This is a genomic window from Streptomyces sp. GQ60 (assembly GCF_059758875.1).
Genome location: NZ_JCAXEG010000003.1, coordinates 211,084 through 236,192 on the forward strand (window position 1 = coordinate 211,084; position 25,109 = coordinate 236,192).

Consider the following 25,109-nt stretch of genomic DNA (forward strand, 5'->3'; position numbering starts at 1 on the left):
ATGCTGCCGGATGGCGGCGCCGGGCCCAGCTTCTATTCTTCGCCTTCGCCTTCGCCCTCGCCGGCGGCGATCGTCTCGTGGTGGCGGATTACCTCGGCGATGATGAAGTTGAGGAGCTTCTCGGCGAAGGCGGGGTCGAGTTTGGCGTTCTCGGCGAGCTGGCGCAGCCGGGCGATCTGGCTGGCCTCGCGGCCCGGGTCGGCCGGGGGAAGCTGGTGGCGGGCCTTGAGGTGGCCGACTTGCTGCGTGCACTTGAACCGCTCGGCGAGCATGTGGACCACGGCCGCGTCGATGTTGTCGATGCTGTCCCTGAGCCGGGCCAGCTCGGCGGTGACGTTCTCATCGATGTCCCTGGTGTTCATGGTCCACGAGAATACGTGGCGCTCCTGTTCGGGTCGTCGGCTGGTCGGCCACTGAGACGCCGCGGGGGCGCGCTGGCGCGCGCCGGAGTCTGGGTCTGGGTCTGGGCCTAGAGGGTGGCTCAGCGATCCCCGGCCCCTGGCCCGCCTCCCGGCTGCGGAGGCGGGTGCCCATCGGGGCGGCGAGGCCAGGAGCACAGCCGGCTACGGGCCCGGTCGGGCGGACGGTACGGGCCCGGGCGGCGCAGTCGGGGCGGTACGCCCGAGCAGAGCGGCCGGCCAGGGCGGACCGCGTGCGGCGGTCGGACAGGGTGGCCCCGTCGGGGCGGGGGCGTCGTCGCGGCGAGGCGCCGCCGAGACGCGGGGCCGCCGAGGCGAGTCGCCGCCGAGGCGAGTCGCCGCCGAGCCCGGGAGCCGTGAAGACAGGGGGCCGTCGGGGCGGGGTGCCGGGGTGCCGTCGGCCGAGGTGACGGGTGGCGGGGTGCCGGGGTGGCGGGGTGCCGTCGGGCAAGGTGCCGGGGGTCGGGGTGGCGAGGTGCCGTCGGGCGAGGGCCGTCCGAGCGGGCTGCCGTCGGGCGGGGTGGCGCGGTGCCGTCGGCCGAGGTGACGGGGGTCAGGGTGGCGCGGTGCCGTCGGCCGAGGTGACGGGTGGCGGGGGTCAGGGTGGCGCGGTGCCGTCGGGCGCGGCGCCGTCCGGGCGGGGTGGCGCGGTGCCGTCAGCCAGCTGCCGTCCGGGCGGGGTGCCGTCGGCCGAGGTGGCGGGGGTTGGGGTGGCGGGGGTCGGGGTGGCGAGGTGCCGTCCGGGCGGGGTGCCGGGGTGGCGGGGGCCGTCCGGGCGGGGTGCCGGGTGGCGGGGGCCGTCCGGGCGGGGTGCCGGGTGGCGTTTAGAGGGGGAGGAGGGCTGTGACCAGCCAGCCGCCTTCGGGGGCGGGGCCGGCGGTGAGGGAGCCGCCGAGGGCTGCGGCGCGTTCGGCCATGCCGACGAGGCCGTAGCCGCCGCCGCGGGCTTTCTCGGAGAGTTTCGCCGGACGGCCGCCGTCGTCGGCGATCCGTACTTCGAGGCCGGCCGGGACGGTGCGCAGGCCGACCCGGACGGCGGTGGCGGTGGCGGCGTGCTTGCCGATGTTGGTGAGGGCTTCGAGGACGATCCGGTGGGCGGTGGCGGCGACGTCGGCGGGGAGCCGGGCCTGCAGGCCCTCTTCCACGTAGAGGACGACGGGCGGGCCGGTGGCGGCGAATCGTTCCGTCAGCTCGCGGATCTCCCGGAGGCCGGCGACGGGGGCGGTGCCGGCGGAGCCTGCCGTGCCGACGCCCTTGCCCGTCTCCGGGCCGGTGTCCGCGGCGCCCTCGCGGAGGATCTTGACCAGGCGGCGCATGGAGCCGAGCGCCTCGTCGCCGGCGGTCTCGATGCGGCCGAAGATCTCGCCGGCGCGTTCGGCGGAGACCTTGGTGTAGCGGGCGGCGCGCGCCTCGACGACGATCCCCGTCACGTGGTGGGCGACGAGGTCGTGGAGCTCGCGCGCCAGTTCCAGGCGCTCGGCACTGCGTACGGCGCGCAGCTCGCGGACCCGCTGGACGGACTGCAGGCGCAGGAGCAGGGAGTACGCGGTGACGACGACGGCGAGCACGGAGAAGAGCAGCGTGAAGCGGCCCGGGTCCGCGTCGCGGACGGGCACCGACATGCAGCCGAGGACGAGGAGGGGGGCGAGGACGGCGGCGGTGCGGGCGGGGGCGCGGAGCAGGACCTGGGTGAGCAGGACGAGCAGGGCGATGGCCTCGCCGCCGCCCCAGACGACGAGGGGGTGGTTGCCGAAGATCAGGGAGAGGGTGACGACCCAGGTGACGGCGGCGGCGAACCAGGCGCGGACGAGGAGGGGGATGCGCGGCCAGGGCGCGGCACTGAGGCAGACGAGGATGCCGGACACCCAGACGGCGGCGTGCGGGGTGCTGGGCTGGCGGGCGAGGACGACGCCCTCGAAGGTGACGAGGGCGAGGAGGGTGACGGAGAGGGTGATGCGGATCCAGTCCGCGGCGTAGGGGTGGCGGCGGGCCCACGGCCCCAGGGGGCTCACAGCGGGGCCCGGGGCGTGCGGGTGGCTCCGCCGGTTCTGCGGTGCTCCGTCGAGGTGGCTTCGCCCGGGGGCCGGGTGGCTCCGCCGGGGGTGTGCGGGCTTCGGCGCAGGCGGGCGCCCGCCGGGGTGCTGCCCGTACCCACGGGTGTCGGGCCAGGGCCCGTCAGAGCCCTGCCCGGACCCGTGGGAGCCGGTGTCGCCGGGGACGGCGTGCGCCGGCTTCCTGGGGCGCCGCCCCAGGCCCCGCGCCTCAAACGCCGGCGGGGCTGATTTGGTCCGGCGGCACCCGCGCCGCGGCGAGGTGCATTCCGCCCGGCGGCACGCGACCGGCACGGCTGATTTTGCCCGGCGGCGCCCGCACGGCGGCGACGTGGATTCTGCCCGGCCGTGCGCGACCGGCACGGCTGATCGCGCCCGGCGGCACCCGCGCCGCGGCGAGGTGGATTCTGCCCAGCGGCACGCGACCGGCACGGCTGAATTTTCCCGGCGGCGCCCGCGCCGCGGCGGGGTGGATTCTGCCCGGCGGCACGCGATCGGCACGGCTGATCGTGCCCGGCGGCGCCCGCACCGCGGCGGGGTGGATTCTGCCCAGGGGCACGCGATCGGCACGGCGGGTTGTGGCGGGCGGCGCCCGCGCCGCGTTGGGGCTCGGTCCGGGGGTGGGGGCGGGTCACGCCGGGGTGCCTGCCAGGCCGCTTTCCCAGGCCCAGGCGGCGATTTCGACGCGGTTGCGGGCGTCCAGTTTGGCCTGGACGTTGGCCAGGTGGGTCTTGACGGTGGAGAGGGAGACGAAGAGCTCCCCCGCGATCTCGGCGTTGGTGAGGCCGCGCGCGAGGCAGCGTACGACCTCGCGTTCCCGGTCCGTCAGGGGCTCCGCCGGGCGGCGGGCGGCCGCGGCGGCGGCCGGGGTGCGGTGGGCCATTTCGCGCAGCAACCGTACGGTGATGGCGGGTGAGACGAGGGAGTCTCCGACGGCCGCCGCCCTCACCGCTTCAACCAGCATGGCCGGGCTCGCGTCTTTGAGGAGGAAGCCGGACGCTCCGCCCTGGAGCGCCGCGTGGACGTACTCGTCGAGGTCGAAGGTGGTGACGATGACGATGCGGGGGATGTCGCGGCCGGAGAGCCGGCGGGTGACTTCGAGTCCGTCGAGTTTGGGCATGCGGATGTCGAGGAGCAGGACGTCGGGGCGGTGTTCGGCGACGGCCGCGAGGGCTGCTTCGCCGTCGACGACGTCGGCGACCACTTCGATGTCCGGCTGGCTTTCGAGGATCATCCGGAAGCCGGTCCTGACCATCTCCTGGTCGTCCGCGATGATCACTCTGATCGCCATGCGCCGCCTGCCCCACTGTCGCCCGCTGCCTGTGCTGTCCCGGCTTCCCCGGCATTCCCACCCGGTGGGATCTCTCCATGGGACCTGCGGGCGCGTCGGCCCGCAACCGCACGGCAGACCGCCGGGAGCATGCCGCAAGGCCGGAACGGCGTCGTTCCGGCCTCACGGGACTGCGATCGACCTTACGGACATCTGGGGCATCGCGCCTCGTTCTTCCGGCCCCTGTCGGATGGGCCGGGAGGACGAGGGCGACAGGGCCGCGGGGTGGTCAGAGCGTGGCGGCCGCGCTCTTGATCGCTGCGGCGAAGGTGGAGACCTCCGTGTAGACGCCGGGGTAGTCGGGACGGGCGCAGCCCTCGCCCCAGCTGGTTATCCCGACCTGGATCCAGGCGTTGGTGTCGTCCCGGCGGAACATGGGGCCGCCGGAGTCGCCCTGGCAGGTGTCGATGCCGCCCGCGTCGAATCCGGCGCAGATCTCCTCGGCGGGCACGAGGGAGCTGCCGTAGGAGGCCTGGCAGGAGGCGTCGGAGACGAAGGGGACGGTGGCCTTGCGCAGGTAGCGCTGCTGACCGCCGCCTTCGCGGGTGGCGCCCCAGCCGGCGACGGTGAAGGTGCCGCTGTCGTAGGCCTTGGTCTCGGCGATCTTGAGGGTGGGCAGGTTGATGGGTTGGGCGAGCTTGATGAGGGCCCAGTCCTTGCCCGTGCCGTTGTAGCCGGGGGCCTGGAGGACCTTCGTGGACTTGACCTTGATGGCGCTGGAGCTGCGCAGGTCGACGACTCCGGCGGTGGCGGTGATGGTGGTGTTGTTGCCGGAGCCGTTCACGCAGTGGGCGGCGGTGAGCACGATCTGCTGGGTGTAGAGGGCGCCGCCGCAGCCCATGGAGAGCCGGACCATGAAGGGGAATTCCCCCTGGGCGGCGGGGGTTCCGCCGACGACGGGAACCGGGGAAGCGGTGGCGGCGCCGAGCTGGAGGCTGATGGCCGCGAGGGTCACCGCTCCGGCGGTGACGATGCGCTTGAGGGTGGTGGTGAGGCTGGACACAGTCGACACACTGCCTTTCGTGGGGGGTTGGGCCGTGCGCGTCACCTCGTGGCGGGTGGGACAGGCGGGTGGGACAGACCACATGGGTGACGGGGACATGACACACCGCTCGCCCGGAGGGCTTCAAGAACGCGTTTTCGGACAATTTCCGGCCGGAGGGGCCCGATGACGCACAAGGGGCGGCCGCGCAGCCCCGTCGAGCACGGATTTCCTCATCTGGAGACGGTCCGCGCGGCCGTCACCGCGCTGTTCCGGCGGCTGTCCGCCGACGGGATCCGTGCCTACGACACGCCCTTCGCCCCCGCCGACGCGGCCTTCCCCGCCTCCGAGGACCTGTACCCGGGCGCCCATCGGGTGGCTTCCGCGATGGTCCGCGCCCTGCGGCTGCCCGACGCGCGCCTGGTCGTGGGGTTCCGGGCGATGGAGGAGGCGGCCACCGTGGAACTCGCCGCCGGTCCCGAGTACTTCGTCGAGGTCAACGACCGCTTCCGGGTCCACCGCCGCGATCTGGCGGCCGCCCTCGCCCACGAGGTCACGCACGTACTGCTGCACCGCCTGGACCTGCGCTTCCGCGCGACGGTCGACAACGAGATCCTCACCGACACCGCCGCCGCCTACCTGGGCGCCGGCTGGCTGCTGCTCGACGCCTACCGGGAGGACGAGCTCACCCACCAGAAGCTCGGCTACCTCACCCCGGAGGAGTTCGGCTACGTCCTCGCCAAACGCGGCCGGTTCCTCGGCGGCGAGGACCTCTCCCCGTGGTTCACCGGTCCGCAGGCCTACGAGGCGTACGTGCGCGGCCGCGCCCGGGCCGACCGGGACCTGCGCCGGGCCCCGCTGGCGGCCGCGGGCCGGCCGGAGCGGCTCCGGTACGCGGCGGCCCGCCGGACCGGGGCCGCCCCGCCCGGGGCCGCGTACGGCTTCGAGGCGCACGCGGACGGGCTGCGGGTGAGCTTCCCGTGCCCGGTGTGCGGACAGCGGCTGCGACTGCCCGCGCACGGCGGACCGGTCCGGGCCCGCTGCGGGCTGTGCCGCACGGTACTGGAGTGCGACACGTAGCGCGCCGCGTGACGGAGGTTCACCACCCGGCCATGAAAAGTTACTTACCAGCCAGTAGACATGAGGGCGGACGATCCCCAGCCTGGTCACGTACATGCCAACACGTGATCGAGGAGCGTCCCCCATGCGCAGCACCCGTACCACTGCCGCCGCTGTGGCCGTAGCAGCGGCCGTACTGGCCCTGGTTCCCGCCGCCTCCGCCCAGGCGGCCCCCGCGGCCGTCACCGCCGTCGCCTCCGCCACCGCCTCCGCGCCGGGCGGCAACGCGGCGATCCTGGGCATCGACTACACCGTCTGGCAGCGCGACGTCTCCGCCGTCATCGACGCGGCCCGCCCCGGGATCGAGCAGCGCATCGCCGCCTCGCCGGCCGGTGAGAAGCCGGCGATCGTCCTCGACATAGACAACTCGTCGCTGGAGACGGACTTCCACTGGTTCTGGACCTTCCCGACCCCCGCGATCGCCCAGGTCCGGGACCTGACCCGGTACGCGAACGACCGCGGGGTCGCCATCTTCTTCGTCACCGCCCGCCCGGGGATCATCTATTCCCTCACCGAGCGCAACCTCAAGGCGGTCGGCTACCCCGTCTCGGGCCTCTACGTGCGCGATCTGCCCGCGCTGTTCGGCGAGGTCAGCGCGTACAAGACGGCCAAGCGGGCCGAGATCGAGGCGCGCGGCTACACGATCATCGCCAACATCGGCAACAACCAGAGCGACCTGGTCGGCGGCCACTCCGAGCGCACCGTCAAGCTCCCGGACTACGACGGCAAGCTCTCCTAGGCCAGGCCAGGCCAGGCCAGGCCAGACAGGCCGAGGCCTAGTCCAGCCCGGCGGCGATCGCGTTGACGGCGGCCCAGCCGAAGGCCATGGCGGGGCCGATCGTCGCGCCCGGCCCGGGGTAGGTCTCCCCCATCACCGCCGCCGAGCAGTTGCCGGAGGCGTAGAGACCCGGGATCGGCGTGGAGTCCTCGCGGAGCACCCGGCCGTCGGTGTCCGTGACGAGGCCGCCCTTGGTGCCGATGTCCCCCGGGTGCACGGGGACCGCGTAGAAGGGTCCCTTCTCGATCGGCGCCAGGTTCGGGTTGGGCAGTGTCGGGTCGCCGTAGTAGCGGTCGTAGACGCTCTCGCCCCGCCCGTGGTCCTTGTCGGTGCCGACCGCGGCGAAGGAGTTGAAGCGGCCGATCGCGGCGGGCAGGCCGGGGGCGGAGATCTGCCGGGCCAGTTCCTCGACGGTGTCGGCCTTCTTCAGGAAGCCGCTCTCCAGCCACTTCTTGGGGAAGGGCTGTCCGGGGAAGAGTCCGGCGAAGATGTACCGGGCCTTGGAGCGGGCGTCCAGGATCAGCCAGGACGGCACCGTCCCGGCGTCGGGACGGTCGGCGGCGTACATCCGGTCCACGAACGCGTGGTACGGCAGGGCCTCGTTGGCGTAGCGCTCCCCCGCCTCGTTGACGATGACCATGCCGGGGATGCCCCGGTCGGCGACGAGGAAGAAGGGCTTCTCCCCCGGCGGGCACACCGACGGCGCGCCCCAGACCCTGTCCAGCAGATCGGTGGCGGCCCCCAGTTCCTCACCGAGCTTCAGGGCGTCGCCGGTCTGGCCCTCCGAGGCGTGCGTCCAGGCCGTGGACGTGGGCGCGGGCAGGTGCTTCTCGCGCAGTGCCTGGTCGTGCGAGAAGCCGCCCGAGGCCAGCACGACCCCTCCCCGGGCCGCCACCGTCACCTCGCGTCCGGCGCGCAGGACCCGTACGCCGGTCACCCGCCCGGCCGGGTCCGTGACCAGGCCGGTCAGGGGCGCCGACAGCCACAGTTCCCCGCCGAGGGTGTCCAGGGAGAGCCGCATGCGGGCGATGAGCGCCTCGCCGAGGGAGAGCGGCCTGCGGCCGGTGGCCAGGGCCTTGACCGCGCGCAGGCCCACCTTGACGGCGGTCTTCTTGCCCGCCCAGGTCCGGCTGACCATGTTCAGGAAGCGGAAGTCGTACGAGGTCATGGTCAGCCCGTAGGTGGGCAGGCCGGCCCGGCGCATGGAGGCGCCGAGACCGCCGAGCCGTTTGAAGTCGACGATGCACGGTTCGATGGAGCGGCCCTGCGCCATGCCGCCCTGGGCCTCGGGGAAGTAGTCCGAGTAGCCGGGGGTGTACATGAAGCGGATCTCGGTGCGGTCGTGGAACTCCTTGACCATGCGCGGCCCGTGGCGGAGGTACGCGTCCTTGCGGGCGGCCGGGACCCGGTCGCCGACGGTGGCGTCGAGGTAGGCGCGGGCCTTCTCGCGGGTGTCGGCGAGGCCGGCGCGGTCGAGGTGGAAGTTGCCGGGGATCCAGATCGCGCCGCCGGAAAGGGCGGTGGAACCCCCGTACGTGTCGGTCTTCTCCACGACGAGGACGCTCAGGCCCCGCAGCCGGGCGGTGACGGCGGCGGCGAAACCGGCGGCGCCTGAGCCGACGACCACCACGTCGTAGGCGTGCTCCGTGGCGTGCTCGCTTGTCATCCGAAGGCTCCCGTGGCGTAGGCGCTGCGGTAGTACAGCAGGGGTGATCCGCCGTCGCGGGCGCTCAGTTCGAGGACCCGGGCGGTGACGAGGTAGTGGTCGCCCGCTTCGTGGACCTCTTCGAGGGCGCAGTCGACGGTGGCGAGGGCGCCGGTGACGCGGACGGCTCCGTGGGCGGAGCGTTCCCAGTCGACGCCCGCGAACTTGTCCGCGCCGCGGCGGCCGAGCGCTTCGCACACGGCGCGCTGCTCCTCGGCGAGGATGCTGACGCCGAAGCGCCCGGCGGCCCGCACCTTGGGCCAGCTCGAAGAGCCCTTGCCCACGCAGAGCAGGACCAGCGGCGGGTCGAGGGAGAGGGAGGCGAAGGACTGGCAGGCCAGCCCGGCCGGGCGGCCGTCGTCCGCGACGGCCGCGACGACGGTGATGCCGGAGGCGAAGGCGCCGAGGACCTCGCGGAACAGGGCCGGGTCGACCGCGCCGGCGGTCCCGGCGCCGGCGGTCCCGGTCAGCCGTTCCACTGGTGGCCCCAGAAGCTGTCCGCGGTGATCTCCTTCGCGGTCCAGGTGGCGGGGTCGACGAGGAGGCCGTCCCAGCCGTACTCGACCTGGAAGCCGCCGGGGGCCTGGGCGTAGAAGGAGACCATGTGGTCGTTGGAGTGCCGGCCGAGGGTGGAGGCGATGGGGATGCCGGCCGCGTTCATGCGGTCGAGGCAGTAGCCGATGTCGTCGAGGGTCTCCAGCTCGACCATGAAGTGGACGATGCCGGGCGGCAGCGCGCCGGGGTAGAGCCCGAGGCTGTGGTGGCGGCGGTTGGGGCTGAGGAAGTGCATCCAATGGAAGTCCCGGCCGGGCTTGCCGGTGGGGACGGCGACCGGGGGCAGCCGCATCGAGTCGCGCAGTTGGAAGCCGAGGAGGTTCTCGTAGAAGTCGAGGGTGGCCTCGGTGTCGGCGGCGGGCAGGACGACGTGGCCCAGGCCGAGGCTCCCCTCGCGGCCGCCGGTGACGAACCGGTTGCCGTACCGGGCCGCGAGCGGGGTGTGGTCCTGGGCCTGGCCCCAGTAGATCTCCAGGGGGTTGCCGCTGGGGTCCTCGCAGTGGATGAGGCCCTGGACGCGGCGGTCGGCGAGGGTCTCGGCGTCGCCCTGCTTGACGGGGTGTCCGGCGGCCTCCAGCTCGGCGGCGGCGTCTTCCAGGGCTCGGGCGTTCGGCGCTTCGAAGCCGGCGGCGAGCAGCCGGTCCTGGGTGCCGGCGACGAACTGGAAGCGGTGCGTGCGGTCGTCGATGCGGACGCCCAGGCAGGTGTCCGTGGTGCCCGCGGCTTCGGCCATGCCGAGGATGTCGAGGACGTAGGTGCGCCAGGCGGCGAGGTCGGCGGTCTCGATGCGGAGGTAGCCGAGTGCGCGGATGTCCATGGGGGAACTCCTCGGTGGGATCGGTGGGATCGGTGGGATCAGTGGAGGAAGAAGTCGGTGGCGAGGCGGTTGAACTCGTCGGCGGCCTCGGTCTGCGCCCAGTGCCCGCAGTGCGGGAAGACGTGCAGGCGGGCGTCGGGGATGGTCTTCAGCGCGAGGAAGGCGCCGTCGACCGGGTTGACGCGGTCCTCGCGGCCCCAGGTCAGCAGGACGGGGCGGCTGATGCGGTGGGCGTCGCGCCAGAGCATGGCGGCCTCGGGCCACTTGGCGAAGGAGGCGCCCATACGGACGTTGCCGAGCCTGGCTTCGGGGTCGGTGGCCTGGGCGTAGCGCTCCTCGACGAGGGCGTCGGTGACGATCACCGGGTCGTGGGCGAGGGTGGTGAGGAAGGTCCGCATCTGCTCGCGGGTGGGCTCGGGGGCGAGGCTGAACTCGAAGAGCCGCTTGATGCCTTCGGTGGGGTCGGCGGAGAAGAGGTTGAGCGAGATCCCGCCGGGGCCCATGAGCAGGAGCTTGTCGACGCGTTCGGGGTGGTCCAGGACGAGCCGGGTGGCGGTGCCTCCGCCGAGGGAGTTGCCGATGAAGCTCGCCCGCTCGATGCCGAGCTCGTCCATGAGGGCGAGGACGGCGTTCGCGCTGAAGCCGAAGTAGTCGCGGTCGGGTTCCGGCTTGTCGGAGCGGCCGTAGCAGGGCTGGTCGACGAGCAGGGTGCGGAACCGCTCGGCGAAGTGGGGCAGGTTGCCGCCGAAGTTGGACCAGCCGGAGGCACCGGGCCCGCCGCCGTGCAGCATGATCACGACGGGGGCGTCGGGGCCGTCGGGTCCGTCGGGGGGACCGGCCGCGTGGTAGTGCAGGGTCAGGGCGCCGGCCTGGGCGGTGCGGGAGGTGTTCTCGTACGTGAGTACCTGCGCGCTCACAGCATCGTGTCGCTGGATGTCGAGGCCGAGCGCGCCCTGTCCGAAGAGGACCAGGGCCCGCTCCGGGTCGTTGGCGGCGTGGCCGCGGCCGGTGTGGACGTCGCGCCAGGCGCGCTGGACGGGGTGGGGGCCGGTGCGCATGGCGCTGCCGCCCGCGTTCTCCATGAGGAGGTCGACGGCGGCGACGCAGCGTTCGGTGGCGAGGACCTGGTCGCGGCGGGCCCGGGTGCGCAGCGGTGTGGGGAGTTCCTCGCCGCGTTCGGCGAGGGCGTAGAGCTCGGAGATGTTGCGCTGGAGCTGGAGCCAGGAGGCGTCGATGTCGCTGGCGGCGCGGGCGATGCGGACCTGGGCGAAGGGGTCTTCGGCGACCTGCTGGCCGTAGGAGATGCGGAAGCGTTCGCGGGTCGCGCGGACGTAGTCCTCGTAGGCGCCTTCGGCGATGCCGACGATGGGGGTGGAGATGGTGGTGGTGAAGACGGAGGCGTAGGGGAGCCGGTAGAGCGGCTCGGGGTTGAGACGGTGGCCGGGTACCTGGAGGGCGGTGACGGGGCCGAAGCTGAGGGCGCGGTGTTCGGGGACGAACACCTCCTCGACGACGATGTCGTTGGAGCCGGAGCCGCGCAGGCCGACGGTGTCCCAGACGTCGTCGATGCGGTACTGGGTGCGCGGGATCAGGAAGGTCCGCATGTCGACGGGGCGGCCTTCGGCGTCGGTGACGAGTCCGCCGAGCAGGGCCCATTCGGCGTGGTCGCAGCCGGAGGAGAAGTGCCACCGGCCGCTGAGGGTGAAGCCTCCGTCGACGGGGGTGACCTTGCCGGTGGGGGCGTAGGACGAGCAGATCCGCGTGTCGCGGTCCTGGCCCCAGACCTCTTCCTGGGCGCGGGGGTCGTAGAGGGCGACGTGCCAGGGGTGGACGCCGACGACGGAGGCGACCCAGCCGGTGGAGCCGCAGGCCTTGGCTATGTCCTTGACTGCGGCGTAGAAGAGGGCGGGGTCGGCGGCGTACCCGCCGTGGGCCTTGGGCTGGAGCAGCCGGAAGAAGCCGGTGGCGGCGAGTTCCTTGATGCTCGCCCCGGGGACTTTGCGCCGGCTTTCGGCCTCTGCGCTGCGCTCGCGGAGGGCGGGGGCGAGGGTGCGGACCGCTGCGAGGACCTCTTCGTCACTCATGGTGTCCCCTTCTCAGATCAAGGATCTTCAGGCGTTCGGGATCGATGGCGAGGAACGTACGCCGGGTGGGTCCGGGCGCGGAACGAGCTGTTCCCGCTGAGCGGGAAGCTCCTCGGAACTCGGAACTCGGAACTCGGACCTCGGACCTCCTTGGGACTCCGCCGGACTCCTTGAAGCGACTCCCCGAAACGACTACTTGAAGTATTACTGAATGAAATAGAACCCTTCCGAGTGCTTCCCTCCGGCCGGGGGCCCGTGGCAGGGTCGCCCCAACGCCTCACGCAGGGGGTCTTCTCGTGTTCGACCAGGTCATGGAGACCGAACTCGCACCGCTGTCGCTGCTGGAGAAGGCCGCGAAAGTGCTGGGCGCCTTCGAGGGTCCACAGCCGCGGCTGTCGCTCACCGAGGTCGTGCGCCGCTCCGGAATCCCGCGTTCTTCCGCCCACCGGATCCTCGACCAGCTGGTGCAGTTGCGCTGGCTGGACCGCGAGGGCCGGGACTACCGCATGGGCATGCGCATGCTGGAGCTGGGCGCGCTCGCCTCCCATCACAACCGGCTGCGCCGGGCCGCGCTGCCGCTGCTGCACGCGCTGCACGAGCAGACGGGCCGGGTGGTGCACCTGTCGGTGCTCGACGGGGCCGAGGTGGTCTGCCTGGAGCGGATCGGCGGTTCGGAGGCCACCACGGTGCCCTCGCGGGTCGGCGGCCGGATGCCGGCCTACTGCACGGCCGCCGGCAAGGCGATCCTCGCGTTCAGCGATCCCGCCGCGGTGGAACACGTCCTCGCGCAGGGGCTGCGCCCGCGCACCGCGCGCACCCTGATCCGGCCGTTGGCGCTGCGTTCGGAGCTGGCGGCCGTCCGCGAGCGCGGGGTGGCCTACGACCGCGAGGAGAGCTTCCGGGGCATCTCCTGCGTGGCCGCGCCGCTGCGGGGCGCCGGGCGGGCCGTGGCCGCCGTGTCGGTGTCCTCCTGCCGGGGTGACCGGGAGACGGCCCGCCTCGCGCCGGCGGTACTGGCCTGCGCGCGGTCGGTGTGGCGGGAGCTGTACGGGCCGGGCCGGCCGGGGCGGGCCGCGGCGGCGCCGGAGCGGGACCTGGAGCCGGCGGTCTCGGCGCAGGCCATGGACAACATGATGGGGTGGCTGCGGTTCAGCGAGTGGATGTAGTGGGTAGTGGTACCCCAACGCACGAGTGACCGCGGGCCCGACCCCTCGCCAGGGGGCCGGGCCCGCGGTCGTACGGCGGGGCCCGTCCAGCGGTGCCGCTCAGCCGTCGTAGCTGATGCTGACGCGGTCGCCGAGCGGCAGGGCCTGGCAGGCCAGGACGTAGCCGTCGGCCAGGTCCTCGGGGGCCAGGACGTCGTTGCGGACCATCGTGACCTCGCCTTCCAGCACCCGGCAGCAGCAAGCGCTGCACGCACCCTCGCGGCAGGAGTACGGGGCGGGGACGCCCGCGGTGAGCAGGGCGTCGAGCAGCGGGGTCCCGGCGGGCCAGTCCACGGTGTGCACCCTCCCCTCGAACTCCACCTCGGCGGTGGCGCCGTCCCCCGCGCCGGGGGCGGAACCGGGGGCGGGGACGGGCCCCTGGCCGGAGTCGGGAGCCGGGCCGGAGGCCGGGCCGGTGAAGACGTCCCCGCTCAGGGAGAAGTACCGCTCCCGGTGGATCGTCCGGCCCCGGCCGCCCGAGGCCCGCAGCGCCGACTCCGCCGCGTCCATGAGCGGAGCGGGCCCGCACAGGTAGGCCTCGCGGCTCGCGTACGGGGCCAGGAGCGGGCCCAGCTGCGGGGCGGTCGGCAGTCCCTGGAGGGTCTCCAGCCAGTGCACGACGGTGAGCCGCCCGGGGTGTTCCTCTGCGAGCCCCCACAGCTCGTCGCGGAAGATCACCGAGTCGGGGTCGCGGTTGGCGTACACCAGCGCGACGTGACCCCCTCCGGCCACGAGCGCCGACTTCGCGAGGGAGAGCACCGGGGTGATCCCGCTGCCGCCCGCCACCAGTAGCAGGTCCAGGTCCAGGTCGGGCGGGGTGAAGGTGCCGGCGGGCGGCAGGATCTCCAGCTCGTCGCCGATGCCCACGTCCTGGCACAGCCAGCCGGAGCCGACCCCGCCGGGGACCCGTTTGACGGTGATGCGCAGCGGGTCCCCGGCGTGCGGGGAGCCCGCCAGGGAGTAGCAGCGGGCCGCGCCGCCCGCCCCGGTCGACAGGGGAAGCCGGAGGGTGAGGAACTGCCCGGGGCGGTACGGGAGTTCCGCGTCGAGTACGAGGGAGACCGCCTCGGGGGTCTCCTGGATCCGGTCCGTGACGCGGACCAGCAGCCTGCCGTCGGCTCCGCCCCGGGCGGCAGCCGGGGCCGGGCTCCGGACCTCCGCGGCGCGGGACGTCGTACGGGCGTCGGTGTCAGACATCGGCCGGCACCTCCAGGCGGCCCGAAAGGACGGCGGCCCCGATGGCCGCGCCCAGGGCCTCGCAGGAGCGGACCCGGCCGCTGGGGCGGCCCGCCCCGACCTCGGTCGCGATGCGCGGGCATCCGCCCGGGAGCACGGCCGCCTCATCGGTCCACTGGACCTGGGTGTGGGCGGGGCTGAACTTCTCGCACAGCACCTGGGTGCCGCACTCCCCGCACACCACGGGGGTCATCACGGGGTCCCGGCCGCGCGGCGCGCGAGGTTCTCGGCGACCTCGGCCTTCCAGGCGGCGGTGGCGCGGGCGGTGTCGATCTCGAACTCGAAGCGCCGGACCATCTCGTCCTTGACGTCGGCGGCGTCCACGTAGAACTGCTCGTACCAGCGGCGGAGCTGGTAGACGGGGCCGTCCTCCTCGGTGAGGAGGGGGTTGTCGATGCGGGTCTTGTTCTTCCATATCTCGACGTCCTGCTCGAAGCCCACGGCGAGGCCCTGGGAGGTGAGGCGGGCGGCTTCGGCGGCCTGTTCGTCGCTCATGCCGGGGAGCTTCTTGACGATGGTGCCGTACATGAGCATGAAGCTGTTCTCGTCGATCGGGTAATGGCAGTTGATGAGGACCGATTCGAGTTCGACGCCGCCGCCGACATCGCTCCACAGCTTGTCGATCATGTAGGAGGGGCCGTGGTACGAGGCGTCCGAGCGCAGGCCGCCGCCGGTGGAGAGGGTTCCGAGGTCCACGTCGCCGCGCGGGGTGGACTCCATGTACTGGGTGGCGACGTGGCCGTCGAAGACGTTCTTGAAGTAGTGCGGGAAGGCGTAGTGCACGTAGTAGAAGTGCGCCATGTCGACGATGTTGTCGACGATCTCGCGGCAGTTGGAGTTCTCGACGCGCAGGAAGTTCCAGCTCCAGTCGCTCCACTCGGGGTCGCCGACTCCCTCGATGACGGGGATCGTGACGGCGGGCGGCGGCGGGTTGCCCTCGGGGTCGTGCCAGACGTAGAGCTGGCCGTTGCGTTCCAGGGTGGTCCAGGCGCGGGTCCGGGCGCGCGGCGGGACGCGGCGGGCGTAGGGGATGGCGGCGCAGCGGCCGTCTCCGGACCAGCGCCAGTCGTGGAAGGGGCAGGCGACGGTGTCGCCCTTGACGGTGCCGTGGGCGAGGTTGCCGCCCATGTGGGGGCAGTAGGCGTTCAGGACGCTCAGCTTCCCGCTCCCGGCGCCCTGGAAGACGACGAGCTTCGTGCCGAAGGCCTCGATCTCGTGAGGGGCACCGTCTTTGAAGGCGGCGGCGAGGCCGAGGCAGTGCCAGCCGCGGGCGAACCTCGCGGGCACGGCGGCGGCCTCGATGACGCGGGGCGCTTCGTCGACTGCGGTCGTTTCGGCCATGGGTGGCCCTCCACTTCGTCGTGGTGTGGTGAGGTGAGGTTCGTGGGCGGGCCGGGCCGCCCACGGGGTGAGAAGACGGGGTCCCGGGCTCGGCCCCGAACCTCACACTCCGGCGGGGCTGGATGTGGCGGCGAGCTCGACCGCGATGTCGATGATCTGGTCCTCCTGGCCGCCGACGAGGCGGCGTTCGCCCGCGCGCAGGAGGATCTGCGCGCCGGAGACCCCGTAGCGCTCGGCCTGCCGGTAGGCGTGCTTGAGGAAGCTGGAGTAGACCCCGGCGTGGCCCATGAGCAGGGCCATGCGGTCGAGCGTGCACTCGTCTTCCATGACCGGGCGGACCACGTCCTCGGCCGCGTCGATGATCTTCAGGACGTCGATGCCGGTGCGGATTCCCATCTTCCGGCAGACGGCGGCGAAGGCCTCGACGGGCGTGTTCCCGGCGCCCGCGCCGAGGCGCCTGGTGGAGCCGTCGATCTGGAGCGCGCCGGCGCGGACGGCCGCGACCGAATTGCCCACGCCCAGACCGAGGTTCTCGTGGCCGTGGAAGCCGACCTGGGCATCGGTGCCGAGCTCGGCGACCAGCGCCGTGACCCGGTCGGTGACCTCGTCCATGACCATGGCGCCGGCGGAGTCTACGACGTACACGCACTGGCAGCCGGCGTCGGCCATGATCCGGGCCTGCCGGGCCAGGTTCTCGGGGGTGGTGGAGTGGGCCATCATCAGGAACCCGACGGTCTCCAGGCCCATCTCGCGGGCGAGCCCGAAGTGCTGGACGGAGATGTCCGCCTCGGTGCAGTGGGTGGCGACCCGGCAGATCTGTCCGCCGCTGCCGTGGGCGGCGCGGATGTCGTCCTTCACGCCGAGGCCCGGGAGCATCAGGAAGGCGATCTTCGCGTGGCGCGCCGTATCGGCGGCGATCTTGATGAGTTCCTGCTCGGGCGTCTTCGAGAAGCCGTAGGTGAAGGAGGACCCGCCGAGGCCGTCGCCGTGCGTGACCTCGATGACGGGGACCCCCGCGCCGTCGAGCGCGGAGACGATCGACCGTACGTCCTCGCCCGTGAACTGGTGCCGCTTGGCGTGCGACCCGTCGCGCAGGGAGGAGTCGGTGACCCGGATGTCGAGGGTGTCGGAGTAAGAGGTCGCGGGGGTTGCGGTGGCTGGGGTGGTTGCGGTTGCGCTGGTCACGGTGGTCACTTCTGCGTCCCCTTCGCGAACTCCTCGCCGACCTTGGTGGCGGCGGCGGTCATGATGTCGAGGTTTCCGGCGTAGGGCGGCAGGTAGTCGCCGGCGCCTTCCACCTCCAGGAAGATCGCGACCCTGGCCATGCCGCCGTTGAGCGGGGAGGGGTCGTCGAACTGCGGCTCGGTGCGCAGCCGGTAGCCCGGTACGTACGAGGCCACGTCCTCGGCGACCTGCTTGACGGAGGCCGCGATGGCCTCGCGGTCCGCGTCGGCCGGGATGGCGCAGAAGACGGTGTCCCGCATGATGACCGGCGGATCGGCGGGGTTGAGGATGATGATGGCCTTGCCGCGGGCGGCGCCGCCGATCTCCTCGATGCCCCGGGAGGTGGTACGGGTGAACTCGTCGATGTTGGCGCGGGTGCCGGGGCCGGCCGAGACGGAGGCCACCGAGGCGACGATCTCCGCGTAGGCGACGGGGACCACGCGGGAAACGGCGTACACCATGGGGATGGTGGCCTGGCCGCCGCAGGTGATCATGTTGACGTTGGCCCGGTCGAGGTGGGCGGTCAGGTTCGCGGGCGGGACGACGGCGGGGCCGACGGCGGCCGGGGTCAGGTCGACGGCCTTGATGCCGAGTTCGGCGTACCGCGGGGCGTTGGAGCGGTGCACGGAGGCGGAGGTGGCCTCGAAGACCAGGTCCGGCAGCTCGTCCTGGGCGAGCAGCCAGTCCACGCCCTCGGGAGAGGCTTCGAGTCCGGCGCGGCAGGCGCGGGCCAGACCCTCGCTGTCGGGGTCCACGCCGATCATCCAGCGGGGTTCTACGTGCGGGGAGCGCAGGAGTTTGTAGAGCAGGTCGGTACCGATGTTCCCGGAGCCGACGATGGCGGCGGTCGCCTTCGCCTTCTGCGTCTGCGTCGTCTTCTGCGTCTGCGTCGTCGTACTGATCGTGATCACCTCAGGAGAAGGAGAGGGACACCGGGCCGAGCCCGGTGAAGTCGGCGGTGTAGGTCCGCCCTGCGGCCACGTCCACGGCGCGGGTGCAGGACCCGGGCAGGATCAGGTGCCCCTTGCGGAGCTGGACCCCGAAACGGGCGACCGTACGGGCCAGCCAGGCGACGGAGGCGGCCGGGTCCCCGAGCACGGCGTCGCTGCGGCCGCTCGCCAGGGTGTCGGATCCGCTGGTCAGCGTGGCGTCGACGGTCTTCAGGTCCAGCTCGCGGGGATCGCGGCCCTCGCCGATGACGTATCCGGCGGAGGAGGCGTTGTCGGCGATGGTGTCGGCGATGGTGATCCGCCAGTCGGCGATCCGGCTGTCGATGAGTTCCAGGGCCGGGACGACCCGCTCGGTGGCCGCCAGTACGTCGGCGGCGGTGCAGCCCTCGCCGGGGAGGTCGGCGCCGAGCACGAAGCCGACCTCGACCTCGACGCGCGGAGCGCAGTACGCGGCAGCGGGGACCGGGGTGTCCTCGTACAGCTCCATGGACTGCAACAGGTGCCCGTAGTCGGGTTCGTCGACGCCCATCATGGCCTGCATGACGGGGGAAGAGAGCCCGACCTTGTGCCCGGTGACGCGGTCGCCGGCCGCGAGGCGGTGGCGGATGTTGAGGAGCTGGATCTCGTAGGCGTCCTCGGTGTCGATCCCCGGGAAGCGGTCACCGAGCGGTGCGACGGGCGTCCGCCCGTGCTCGGCGGATCGCAGCTGCTGCGCGACGTGAAGCCGGTGGCGGTCCGAGAGCATGTGCGGGTCCTTGCGTACGGGGGGCTGGTTCGGTGCGGCGAGGCTAGACGGCCCGCCTCCGGCGCCGGGAGGGCGTTTTCCCGGCCACCGGGAAAGGCCCGTCCGGAAGGGAATCCGCGCGTTCCGGGCAACCCCGGGAGCCGTTCGGGCCGCGGCTCGCGACTGCCCCACGCCCGTGGGGCCCGGCCGGCGCACCGCCCGGGAACACCAGGGCCGCCAGCCCCCCAGCACCAGCAGCCTGCACGAAACGGGGGCCGGCGCCCGCCCAGCCCCCGCCCCCCGCCCGGCCCCCCGCTCGCCCCGCCCGTCAGCGGGACCCGTACACCGGATGCGGCGGCTCCGACCGGGCCAGGAGCTTCGTAGTCGCCTCGCCCGCCTCCGACGGGGTCCACCTCGCTCCGCAGTCGGCCGTGGGTCCGGGCCGCCAGCCCTCCATGACCGTGATGCGGCCGCCCTCCGCCTCGAAGACGCGGCCCGTGACCCCGTCCGAGGCGTCGGAGCCGAGCCACACCACCAGCGGGGACACGTTCTCCGGGGCCATCGCGTCGAAGGCCCCGGCCTCCGGGGCGGCCATGGTGTCCGCGAAGGTCCGCTCCGTCATCCGGGTCCGCGCCGCGGGGGCGATCGCGTTGACCTGGACCCCGTAGCGGCCCATCTCCGCCGCCGACACCAGGGTCAGCCCGAGGATCCCGGCCTTGGCCGCGCTGTAGTTTCCCTGGCCCACGGAGCCGAGCAGCCCCGCCCCCGAGGAGGTGTTCACGACCCGGGCGGCCACCTGCCGGCCCTCCTTCGCCTCCGCCCGCCAGTACGCCGCCGCGTGCTTCAGCGGCAGGAAGTGCCCCTTCAGGTGGACCCGCATCACGGCGTCCCAGTCGTCCTCGTCCAGGTTCACGAGCATCCGGTCGCGCAGGAACCCCGCGTTGTTGACCAGGGTGTCCAGGCGGCCGAAGGCCGAGACGGCCGTCTCGACCAGTGACGCCGCGCCCTCCGCCGTGGCGATGTCGCCGCCGTGCGCCACCGCCTCCCCGCCCATCGCCAGGATCTCGGCGACGACCAGCGCCGCCGGGCCCTCCGGTCCCGGCAGTCCGTCCAGGCCGACCCCGAGGTCGTTCACGACGACCCGGGCCCCCTCTTCGGCGAAGGCCAGCGCGTGGGCCCGACCCAGCCCCCGTCCGGCGCCCGTCACGATGACCACACGGCCTTCGGCAAGTCCCATGTCAGCTCTCCTTGTTCGCAGTTGCCGCATCCAAAAACGCCGGCCGCTCGCCGCCCCCGTGCACGAGCAGGCTCGCCCCGCTCACGTACCCCGCCCGGCCGGAGGCCAGGAAGACGGCCGCCTCGCCCACGTCCGAGGGCTCCGCCAGCCGTCCCAGCGGCACGGTCGCGCCGACCGCCGCGATCCCGCTCTCGTCGCCGTAGTGCAGGTGCGACAGCTCGGTCCGCACCATGCCCAGGACCAGCGAGTTGACCCGCACCTCGGGAGCCCACTCCACGGCCATGGAGCGGGCCAGGTTCTCCAGGCCCGCCTTCGCCGCCCCGTAGGCCGCCGTGCCCGGCGAGGGCCGGGTCCCGCTGACGCTGCCGATCATCACGATCGAGCCCCGGGTCTCCCGGAGCCAGGAGTACGCGGCGACCGAGGCGGTCATCGGGGCGATCAGGTTGAGCTCGACGACCCGCGCGTGGCGCTGCGCCTCGCCCTCCCCCAGCAGCCGGTACGGGGTCCCGCCGGCGTTGTTCACCAGGCAGTCCAGCCGCCCGTGGCGCGCGGCGACCGATCCGAAGAACTCCTGCACGGCGGCCGGATCGCGCAGGTCCAGGGCGGTGAAGAGCGCCGAGCGGCCCGCCGCCTCGACCGGTTCGTCCGGTGGCCGGCGCGCGCAGACGACGACTTCGGCCCCCGCCGCGAGGAACGACCGCGCGATCCCGGCGCCGACGCCGCGGGTTCCGCCGGTGACGACGACAACCCTCCCGTTGAGCTCCATCGGCTGCTACCTTCCTCACCTAACAAATGTTTGGTGGAAAGGTAGCTGATCCGCTCATGGGTGTCTCCACCTCAAGCCCCGACAAGGCCATCGCACTCGTCACAGTCGACTTCCCGCCCGTCAACGCACTGCCCGTGCAGGGCTGGTACGACCTGGCCGACGCCCTGCGCGCGGCCGGCCGCGACCCCGAGGTCCGGTGCGTGGTCCTGGCCGCGGAGGGCCGCGGCTTCAACGCCGGCGTCGACATCAAGGAGATGCAGCGCGATACCGGCCACGCCTCGCTCATCGGCGCCAACCGGGGCTGCTACGAGGCCTTCGCCGCCGTCTACGAGTGCGAGGTCCCGGTCGTGGCGGCCGTGAACGGCTTCTGCCTCGGCGGCGGGATCGGCCTGGTCGGCAACGCCGACGCCATCGTCGCCTCCGAGGACGCGACCTTCGGGCTGCCGGAACTGGACCGGGGCGCCCTCGGGGCCGCCACCCACCTGGCCCGGCTCGTCCCGCAGCACCTCATGCGGACCCTGTACTACACCTCGCGCACCGCCACCGCCGCCGAACTGCACGCGCACGGCTCGGTGTGGAAGGTCGTCCCGCCGGGCGAACTGCGGGCGGCCGCCCTGAAGCTGGCAGCCGAGATCGCGAAGAAGGACGGGTACCTCATCCGGCTCGCCAAGGCGGCCATCAACGGCATCGACCCCGTGGACGTGCGCCGCAGCTACCGCTTCGAGCAGGGCTTCACCTTCGAGGCCAACCTCAGCGGCGTGGCGGACCGGGTCCGCGACACCTTCGGCGGCAGCGGTCCCTCCGGAAGCACTGAGGCAAAGGCGGAATCGGCATGACCGACAAGAGCATGACCCCGGAGGAAGCGGTCGGCCGGCTGAGCAGCGGGATGACCGTCGGCATCGGCGGCTGGGGTTCGCGCCGCAAGCCCATGGCCCTGGTGCGCGCACTGCTCCGCTCCGAGATCACCGATCTCACCGTGATCTCGTACGGCGGCCCCGACGTCGGCCTGCTCGCCGCGGCCGGCCGGATCCGCACGCTGGTCACCCCCTTCGTCACCCTCGACTCCATCCCGCTGGAGCCGCACTACCGGGCCGCCCGCGAGAGCCGCGCCTTCGCCCTCACCGAGCTCGACGAGGCCATGTTCATGTGGGGCCTGCACGCGGCCGCCAACCGGATGCCCTTCCTCCCGGTCCGCGCCGGCCTCGGCTCCGACGTCATGCGCGTCAACCCCGAGCTGCGCACCGTCACGTCCCCGTACGCCGACGGGGAGGAGTTCGTGGCGGTCCCGGCCCTGCGCATGGACGCCGCGCTGGTCCACCTCAACCGGGCCGACCGGCTCGGGAACGCCCAGTACCTGGGCCCGGACCCGTACTTCGACGACCTCTTCTGCGAGGCGGCCGACGCCGCCTACGTCTCCTGCGAGCAGCTCGTCGAGACCGCGGAGCTCTCCAAATCCGGGCCCCCGCAGTCGCTCCTGATCAGCCGCCACTCGGTCACCGGGGTCGTGGAGACCCCGAACGGCGCGCACTTCACCTCCTGTACCCCCGACTACGGCCGCGACGAGGCCTTCCAGAAGCTGTACGCGACCACCCCCTGGCCCGAGTTCGCCGAGCGCTTCCTCTCCGGCGGCAGCGAGCACGCCTACCAGTCGGCCGTCCAGGCCTGGCACGAGGAGCAGAAGTGAGCACGCCCTCCACGACGACCACGGCCGCGGTCACCCGCGCCGAGTACTGCGTGATCGCCTGCGCGGAGGCCTGGCGGGACAACGGCGAGGTGCTGGCCAGCCCGATGGGCCTGGTGCCCTCCTTCGGGGCCCGGCTGGCGAAGCGGACCTTCTCCCCCGACCTGCTGCTGACCGACGGCGAAGCCATGCTGGTCGGGCTCGACGGCTCGGCCGAGGGCTGGCTGCCGTACCGCCGTCACCTGACGATGGTCACCGGTGGCCGCCGGCACGTGATGATGGGCGCCAGCCAGATAGACCGGTTCGGCAATCAGAACATCTCCTGCATCGGGGACTGGGAGCAGCCGGCCCGCCAGCTCCTGGGGGTGCGCGGCGCCCCGGTGAACACCCTGAACAATCCGGTGAGCTACTGGATCCCCAAGCACTCCACCCGGGTGTTCGTCGAGCGCGTCGACATGGTGAGCGGCGTGGGCTACGACCGCGCCGAGGCGGCCGGGGTGACCCGCTTCCACCGGCTCCCCCGCGTGGTCAGCGACCTCGGCGTCCTCGACTTCAGCGGCCCCGGCCACGCCATGCGCCTGGTCTCCCTGCACCCCGGGGTCACGGTGGAACAGGTCCGGGCGGCGACCGGCTTCGAGCTGGACCTGCCCGAAGAGGTCCCGTACACGCGGGAGCCGACGGCGGAGGAGCTGCGGCTGATCCGCGAGGTCATCGACCCCAAGGGCCTGCGCGACCGGGAAGTGCGGGTCTGAGCCGATGGAGACGGCATTCACCGAGCTGGTCGGGGTCGAGCACCCGATCGTGCAGACGGGCATGGGCTGGGTGGCGGGTCCGCGCTTGGTGTCGGGGGCGGCCAACGCGGGCGCGCTCGGCATCCTGGCCTCGGCGACCATGACGATGGAGCAGTTGCGGGCGGCGGTCCACGAGGTCAAGTCCCGTACGGACGCACCGTTCGGGGTCAATCTGCGCGCGGACGCCGGGGACGCGGCCGAGCGCGCGCAGCTGATCATCGACGAGGGCGTCCGGGTGGCCTCCTTCGCGCTGGCCCCGTCCAAGGAGCTGATCGCGCGGCTGAAGGACGCGGGCGTGGTCGTGGTCCCGTCGATCGGGGCGCGCCGGCACGCCGAGAAGGTCGCGGCGTGGGGCGCGGACGCGGTGATCGTGCAGGGCGGCGAGGGCGGCGGGCACACCGGTGACGTCGCCACGACCGTGCTGCTGCCGCAGGTGGTCGACGCGGTGGACATCCCGGTGATCGCGGCGGGCGGCTTCAGCGACGGCCGCGGTCTGGTCGCGGCGCTCGCCTACGGGGCCTCGGGCATCGCCATGGGCACCCGGTTCCTGCTGACCTCCGACTCGACGGTCCCGGACGCGGTGAAGGCCGAGTACCTGAAGGCGACGGTGAAGGACGTCACCGTGACGACGGCCGTGGACGGGCTCCCGCACCGGATGCTGCGCAGCGAGCTGGTCGCTTCCCTGGAGCGGGCCGGCCGGGCGAAGGCACTGGCCAAGGCGGTGCGGCACGCGGCCGGATTCAAGAAGCTATCGGGTCTGACCTGGGCGGAGATGATCCGGGACGGCCTCGCGATGAAACACGGCAAGGACCTGTCCTGGAGCCAGGTGCTGCTCGCCGCGAACACCCCCATGCTCCTCAAGGCGTCCATGGTCGAGGGCCGTACGGACCTCGGCGTCATGGCATCGGGCCAGGTCGCGGGCGTGATCGAGGACCTTCCGTCCTGTGCGGAGCTCGTCACCCGCGTCATGGCCGAGGCACACGCCGTCCTGGAACGGCTGCACGGCCTCACTCCCCCACAGCGTCTTTCCCTCCCTCCGCACCCGCTCGGCACCCTGCCACCACCAGGGTGATTCCCCATCTCCGTGACAGGAGTTGCCCCAGATGAGCCGTGCCCGAATCCGCCTGGCGACCGCGGTGCTCGCTTCCGCCCTCGCCATCGGAACCCTGCCCGCCGCCGCGTACGCCGCTCCGGCCGACAGTGCCTCCGTCTCCCGCCACCACTGGCCCGCGCAGTCGACGGAAACGATCCGCCAGATCCCCCTCCAGGGCGCGGTCAACTTCCGCGACCTCGGTGGCTACCGCACGTGGACCGGAGGCCAAGTCCGTCAGGGGCTGGTCTACCGTTCCGACGCGCTGGGCAAGCTGACCGCCTCCGACGTCACCACCGTCGGCGGTCTGGGCCTCACCAAGGTCCTCGACTTCCGCATCCCGATGGAGGTCCAGTACGACGGGGCCGACAAACTGCCCGCCGGCCTGGTCTCCACCGCCCGCCCGGTCAGCGACCTCGGTCTGTACGGGACCCTGGTCGGCGCGATCGGCAGCGGTGATCCCGTGAAGCAGGAGCAGATGCTCGGCGGTGGCCGCGCCGAGGCGTACATGCGCGACATCTACCGCTCGTTCGTGACCAGCCCCGAGAACCGGGCGCAGTTCGCGACCACGCTCCGCGAGATCGCCGACGGCAGCCAGGGCCCGCTGCTGTACCACTGCACCTCGGGCAAGGACCGGACCGGCTGGATGAGCTACGTCCTGCTGAACGCCCTGGCCGTCCCGAAGTCCACGGCCGAGCGCGACTACCTGGCCTCGAACACGTTCCGCGCGGCGTACGACGCCCAGGTGCGGGCGGGCATCAAGGCATCCGGCCGGATGCAGAACCCCGATCTGCTGATCCCGCTCCAGGAGGTCCGCCAGGACTACCTGGACGCGGCGACCACGCAGATGGAGGCCGACTACGGCAGCCTCTACGGCTACCTCACCGACGGCCTCGGCCTGGACCTGCGGACCCTGGCGAAGCTCCAGGTGAAGCTGGTCCGCTAGGCACCGGCCGGACCCGGAATACACCACTGCGCCGGGCGGCGCGTGCCGCCCGGCGCAGTGGTTCGTACGTAATGCTCC

The 25,109-nt window shown here is 72.8% G+C and carries 24 protein-coding genes; 8 read left to right on the forward strand and 16 right to left on the reverse strand.

Annotation, left to right across the window (positions count from 1 at the left end):
- Positions 1-32: 32 nt before the first annotated feature.
- The 4 genes from AC6CKD_RS09605 to AC6CKD_RS09620 all read right to left on the reverse strand — a co-directional run bounded on the left by AC6CKD_RS09605 (position 33) and on the right by AC6CKD_RS09620 (position 4,812).
- A complete protein-coding gene (locus tag AC6CKD_RS09605) occupies positions 33-362 on the reverse strand; it encodes a chorismate mutase (RefSeq protein ID WP_389698327.1) in 330 nt (109 codons plus the stop codon).
- An 881-nt stretch (positions 363-1,243) separates the two neighbouring features.
- Positions 1,244-2,431, reverse strand: a complete 1,188-nt coding sequence (locus AC6CKD_RS09610; RefSeq protein WP_498326510.1) for a sensor histidine kinase — start codon at positions 2,429-2,431, stop codon at positions 1,244-1,246.
- Between the two features lie 670 nt (positions 2,432-3,101).
- Positions 3,102-3,761, reverse strand: a complete 660-nt coding sequence (locus AC6CKD_RS09615; RefSeq protein WP_498326511.1) for a response regulator — start codon at positions 3,759-3,761, stop codon at positions 3,102-3,104.
- A gap of 268 nt (positions 3,762-4,029) precedes the next feature.
- A complete protein-coding gene (locus tag AC6CKD_RS09620; RefSeq protein WP_498326512.1) occupies positions 4,030-4,812 on the reverse strand; it encodes a S1 family peptidase in 783 nt (260 codons plus the stop codon).
- A 156-nt stretch (positions 4,813-4,968) separates the two neighbouring features.
- Here AC6CKD_RS09620 and AC6CKD_RS09625 point away from each other — a divergent pair, with 156 nt between their 5' ends.
- Together AC6CKD_RS09625 and AC6CKD_RS09630 are read left to right on the forward strand one after the other, a co-directional pair.
- Positions 4,969-5,862: a hypothetical protein gene (locus AC6CKD_RS09625; RefSeq protein ID WP_498326513.1), complete on the forward strand. Its 894-nt coding sequence runs from the start codon at positions 4,969-4,971 to the stop codon at positions 5,860-5,862.
- A gap of 124 nt (positions 5,863-5,986) precedes the next feature.
- Entirely contained in the window at positions 5,987-6,640 is a 654-nt protein-coding gene (locus tag AC6CKD_RS09630; RefSeq protein WP_498326514.1) for an HAD family acid phosphatase, read from the forward strand.
- 37 nt (positions 6,641-6,677) lie between these two features.
- Here AC6CKD_RS09630 and AC6CKD_RS09635 read toward each other — a convergent pair whose 3' ends face one another.
- Genes AC6CKD_RS09635 through hsaA form a run of 4 tightly spaced genes read right to left on the reverse strand, consistent with a single transcriptional unit; the run spans position 6,678 to position 11,840 of the window.
- A complete protein-coding gene (locus AC6CKD_RS09635) occupies positions 6,678-8,345 on the reverse strand; it encodes an FAD-dependent oxidoreductase (RefSeq protein ID WP_498326515.1) in 1,668 nt (555 codons plus the stop codon).
- The gene (locus AC6CKD_RS09640; protein WP_498326517.1) at positions 8,342-8,863 is read right to left on the reverse strand and encodes a flavin reductase family protein; all 522 of its coding nucleotides are present in this window, start codon (positions 8,861-8,863) and stop codon (positions 8,342-8,344) included. Before AC6CKD_RS09640 ends, AC6CKD_RS09635 begins: the two co-directional genes overlap by 4 nt.
- Positions 8,851-9,756 carry a VOC family protein gene (locus AC6CKD_RS09645; RefSeq protein WP_498326518.1) on the reverse strand — a complete coding sequence of 302 codons (906 nt, stop codon included), beginning with the start codon at positions 9,754-9,756 and terminating at the stop codon, positions 8,851-8,853. Before AC6CKD_RS09645 ends, AC6CKD_RS09640 begins: the two co-directional genes overlap by 13 nt.
- A gap of 38 nt (positions 9,757-9,794) precedes the next feature.
- Positions 9,795-11,840, reverse strand: coding sequence for a 3-hydroxy-9,10-secoandrosta-1,3,5(10)-triene-9,17-dione monooxygenase oxygenase subunit (gene hsaA / locus AC6CKD_RS09650; protein ID WP_498326519.1), 2,046 nt, complete (start codon positions 11,838-11,840; stop codon positions 9,795-9,797).
- Positions 11,841-12,136: 296 nt separating this feature from the next.
- Here hsaA and AC6CKD_RS09655 point away from each other — a divergent pair, with 296 nt between their 5' ends.
- The gene (locus AC6CKD_RS09655) at positions 12,137-13,006 is read left to right on the forward strand and encodes an IclR family transcriptional regulator (protein ID WP_498326520.1); all 870 of its coding nucleotides are present in this window, start codon (positions 12,137-12,139) and stop codon (positions 13,004-13,006) included.
- Positions 13,007-13,105: 99 nt separating this feature from the next.
- On the opposite strand, the gene AC6CKD_RS09660 is transcribed toward AC6CKD_RS09655, so the two are convergent.
- The 8 genes from AC6CKD_RS09660 to AC6CKD_RS09695 all read right to left on the reverse strand — a co-directional run bounded on the left by AC6CKD_RS09660 (position 13,106) and on the right by AC6CKD_RS09695 (position 20,523).
- The gene (locus AC6CKD_RS09660) at positions 13,106-14,242 is read right to left on the reverse strand and encodes a 2Fe-2S iron-sulfur cluster-binding protein (RefSeq protein WP_498326521.1); all 1,137 of its coding nucleotides are present in this window, start codon (positions 14,240-14,242) and stop codon (positions 13,106-13,108) included.
- Positions 14,235-14,474: a hypothetical protein gene (locus AC6CKD_RS09665; RefSeq protein WP_498326522.1), complete on the reverse strand. Its 240-nt coding sequence runs from the start codon at positions 14,472-14,474 to the stop codon at positions 14,235-14,237. Before AC6CKD_RS09665 ends, AC6CKD_RS09660 begins: the two co-directional genes overlap by 8 nt.
- Positions 14,474-15,622: a 3-ketosteroid-9-alpha-monooxygenase, oxygenase component gene (locus AC6CKD_RS09670; RefSeq protein ID WP_498326523.1), complete on the reverse strand. Its 1,149-nt coding sequence runs from the start codon at positions 15,620-15,622 to the stop codon at positions 14,474-14,476. Before AC6CKD_RS09670 ends, AC6CKD_RS09665 begins: the two co-directional genes overlap by 1 nt.
- 102 nt (positions 15,623-15,724) lie before the next feature.
- A complete protein-coding gene (gene dmpG / locus AC6CKD_RS09675; protein WP_498326525.1) occupies positions 15,725-16,807 on the reverse strand; it encodes a 4-hydroxy-2-oxovalerate aldolase in 1,083 nt (360 codons plus the stop codon).
- A 5-nt stretch (positions 16,808-16,812) separates the two neighbouring features.
- Positions 16,813-17,757 carry an acetaldehyde dehydrogenase (acetylating) gene (locus AC6CKD_RS09680; protein WP_498326526.1) on the reverse strand — a complete coding sequence of 315 codons (945 nt, stop codon included), beginning with the start codon at positions 17,755-17,757 and terminating at the stop codon, positions 16,813-16,815.
- Between the two features lies 1 nt (position 17,758).
- Positions 17,759-18,541, reverse strand: coding sequence for a 2-keto-4-pentenoate hydratase (locus tag AC6CKD_RS09685; protein WP_498326527.1), 783 nt, complete (start codon positions 18,539-18,541; stop codon positions 17,759-17,761).
- A gap of 307 nt (positions 18,542-18,848) precedes the next feature.
- Positions 18,849-19,757, reverse strand: coding sequence for an SDR family oxidoreductase (locus AC6CKD_RS09690; protein ID WP_498326528.1), 909 nt, complete (start codon positions 19,755-19,757; stop codon positions 18,849-18,851).
- Position 19,758: 1 nt separating this feature from the next.
- Positions 19,759-20,523 carry an SDR family oxidoreductase gene (locus AC6CKD_RS09695; protein ID WP_498326529.1) on the reverse strand — a complete coding sequence of 255 codons (765 nt, stop codon included), beginning with the start codon at positions 20,521-20,523 and terminating at the stop codon, positions 19,759-19,761.
- A 56-nt stretch (positions 20,524-20,579) separates the two neighbouring features.
- Here AC6CKD_RS09695 and AC6CKD_RS09700 point away from each other — a divergent pair, with 56 nt between their 5' ends.
- From AC6CKD_RS09700 to AC6CKD_RS09720, 5 genes are read left to right on the forward strand one after another with little or no spacing between them, the layout of a single operon-like run.
- Complete coding sequence (locus AC6CKD_RS09700) at positions 20,580-21,359, forward strand: enoyl-CoA hydratase family protein (protein ID WP_498326531.1); 780 nt, start codon at positions 20,580-20,582, stop codon at positions 21,357-21,359.
- Positions 21,356-22,207, forward strand: coding sequence for a CoA transferase subunit A (locus AC6CKD_RS09705; RefSeq protein WP_498326532.1), 852 nt, complete (start codon positions 21,356-21,358; stop codon positions 22,205-22,207). The genes AC6CKD_RS09700 and AC6CKD_RS09705 overlap by 4 nt, the downstream gene beginning before the upstream one ends.
- Positions 22,204-22,956, forward strand: coding sequence for a CoA-transferase subunit beta (locus AC6CKD_RS09710; RefSeq protein ID WP_498326533.1), 753 nt, complete (start codon positions 22,204-22,206; stop codon positions 22,954-22,956). Before AC6CKD_RS09705 ends, AC6CKD_RS09710 begins: the two co-directional genes overlap by 4 nt.
- Positions 22,957-22,960: 4 nt before the next feature.
- Positions 22,961-24,067: an NAD(P)H-dependent flavin oxidoreductase gene (locus AC6CKD_RS09715; protein ID WP_498326534.1), complete on the forward strand. Its 1,107-nt coding sequence runs from the start codon at positions 22,961-22,963 to the stop codon at positions 24,065-24,067.
- A 31-nt stretch (positions 24,068-24,098) separates the two neighbouring features.
- Entirely contained in the window at positions 24,099-25,031 is a 933-nt protein-coding gene (locus AC6CKD_RS09720) for a tyrosine-protein phosphatase (protein WP_498326535.1), read from the forward strand.
- The last annotated feature ends 78 nt before the right edge of the window (positions 25,032-25,109 follow it).

Coding starts and splice junctions, on each gene's coding strand:
- AC6CKD_RS09605 (WP_389698327.1), bottom strand. CDS start 362: ATGAACACCAGGGACATCGATGAGAACGTCACCGCCGAGCTGGCCCGG.
- AC6CKD_RS09615 (WP_498326511.1), bottom strand. CDS start 3,761: ATGGCGATCAGAGTGATCATCGCGGACGACCAGGAGATGGTCAGGACC.
- AC6CKD_RS09625 (WP_498326513.1), top strand. CDS start 4,969: ATGACGCACAAGGGGCGGCCGCGCAGCCCCGTCGAGCACGGATTTCCT.
- AC6CKD_RS09630 (WP_498326514.1), top strand. CDS start 5,987: ATGCGCAGCACCCGTACCACTGCCGCCGCTGTGGCCGTAGCAGCGGCC.
- AC6CKD_RS09635 (WP_498326515.1), bottom strand. CDS start 8,345: ATGACAAGCGAGCACGCCACGGAGCACGCCTACGACGTGGTGGTCGTC.
- AC6CKD_RS09645 (WP_498326518.1), bottom strand. CDS start 9,756: ATGGACATCCGCGCACTCGGCTACCTCCGCATCGAGACCGCCGACCTC.
- hsaA (WP_498326519.1), bottom strand. CDS start 11,840: ATGAGTGACGAAGAGGTCCTCGCAGCGGTCCGCACCCTCGCCCCCGCC.
- AC6CKD_RS09660 (WP_498326521.1), bottom strand. CDS start 14,242: ATGTCTGACACCGACGCCCGTACGACGTCCCGCGCCGCGGAGGTCCGG.
- AC6CKD_RS09665 (WP_498326522.1), bottom strand. CDS start 14,474: ATGACCCCCGTGGTGTGCGGGGAGTGCGGCACCCAGGTGCTGTGCGAG.
- AC6CKD_RS09670 (WP_498326523.1), bottom strand. CDS start 15,622: ATGGCCGAAACGACCGCAGTCGACGAAGCGCCCCGCGTCATCGAGGCC.
- AC6CKD_RS09685 (WP_498326527.1), bottom strand. CDS start 18,541: ATGCTCTCGGACCGCCACCGGCTTCACGTCGCGCAGCAGCTGCGATCC.
- AC6CKD_RS09690 (WP_498326528.1), bottom strand. CDS start 19,757: ATGGGACTTGCCGAAGGCCGTGTGGTCATCGTGACGGGCGCCGGACGG.
- AC6CKD_RS09695 (WP_498326529.1), bottom strand. CDS start 20,523: ATGGAGCTCAACGGGAGGGTTGTCGTCGTCACCGGCGGAACCCGCGGC.
- AC6CKD_RS09700 (WP_498326531.1), top strand. CDS start 20,580: ATGGGTGTCTCCACCTCAAGCCCCGACAAGGCCATCGCACTCGTCACA.
- AC6CKD_RS09705 (WP_498326532.1), top strand. CDS start 21,356: ATGACCGACAAGAGCATGACCCCGGAGGAAGCGGTCGGCCGGCTGAGC.
- AC6CKD_RS09715 (WP_498326534.1), top strand. CDS start 22,961: ATGGAGACGGCATTCACCGAGCTGGTCGGGGTCGAGCACCCGATCGTG.
- AC6CKD_RS09720 (WP_498326535.1), top strand. CDS start 24,099: ATGAGCCGTGCCCGAATCCGCCTGGCGACCGCGGTGCTCGCTTCCGCC.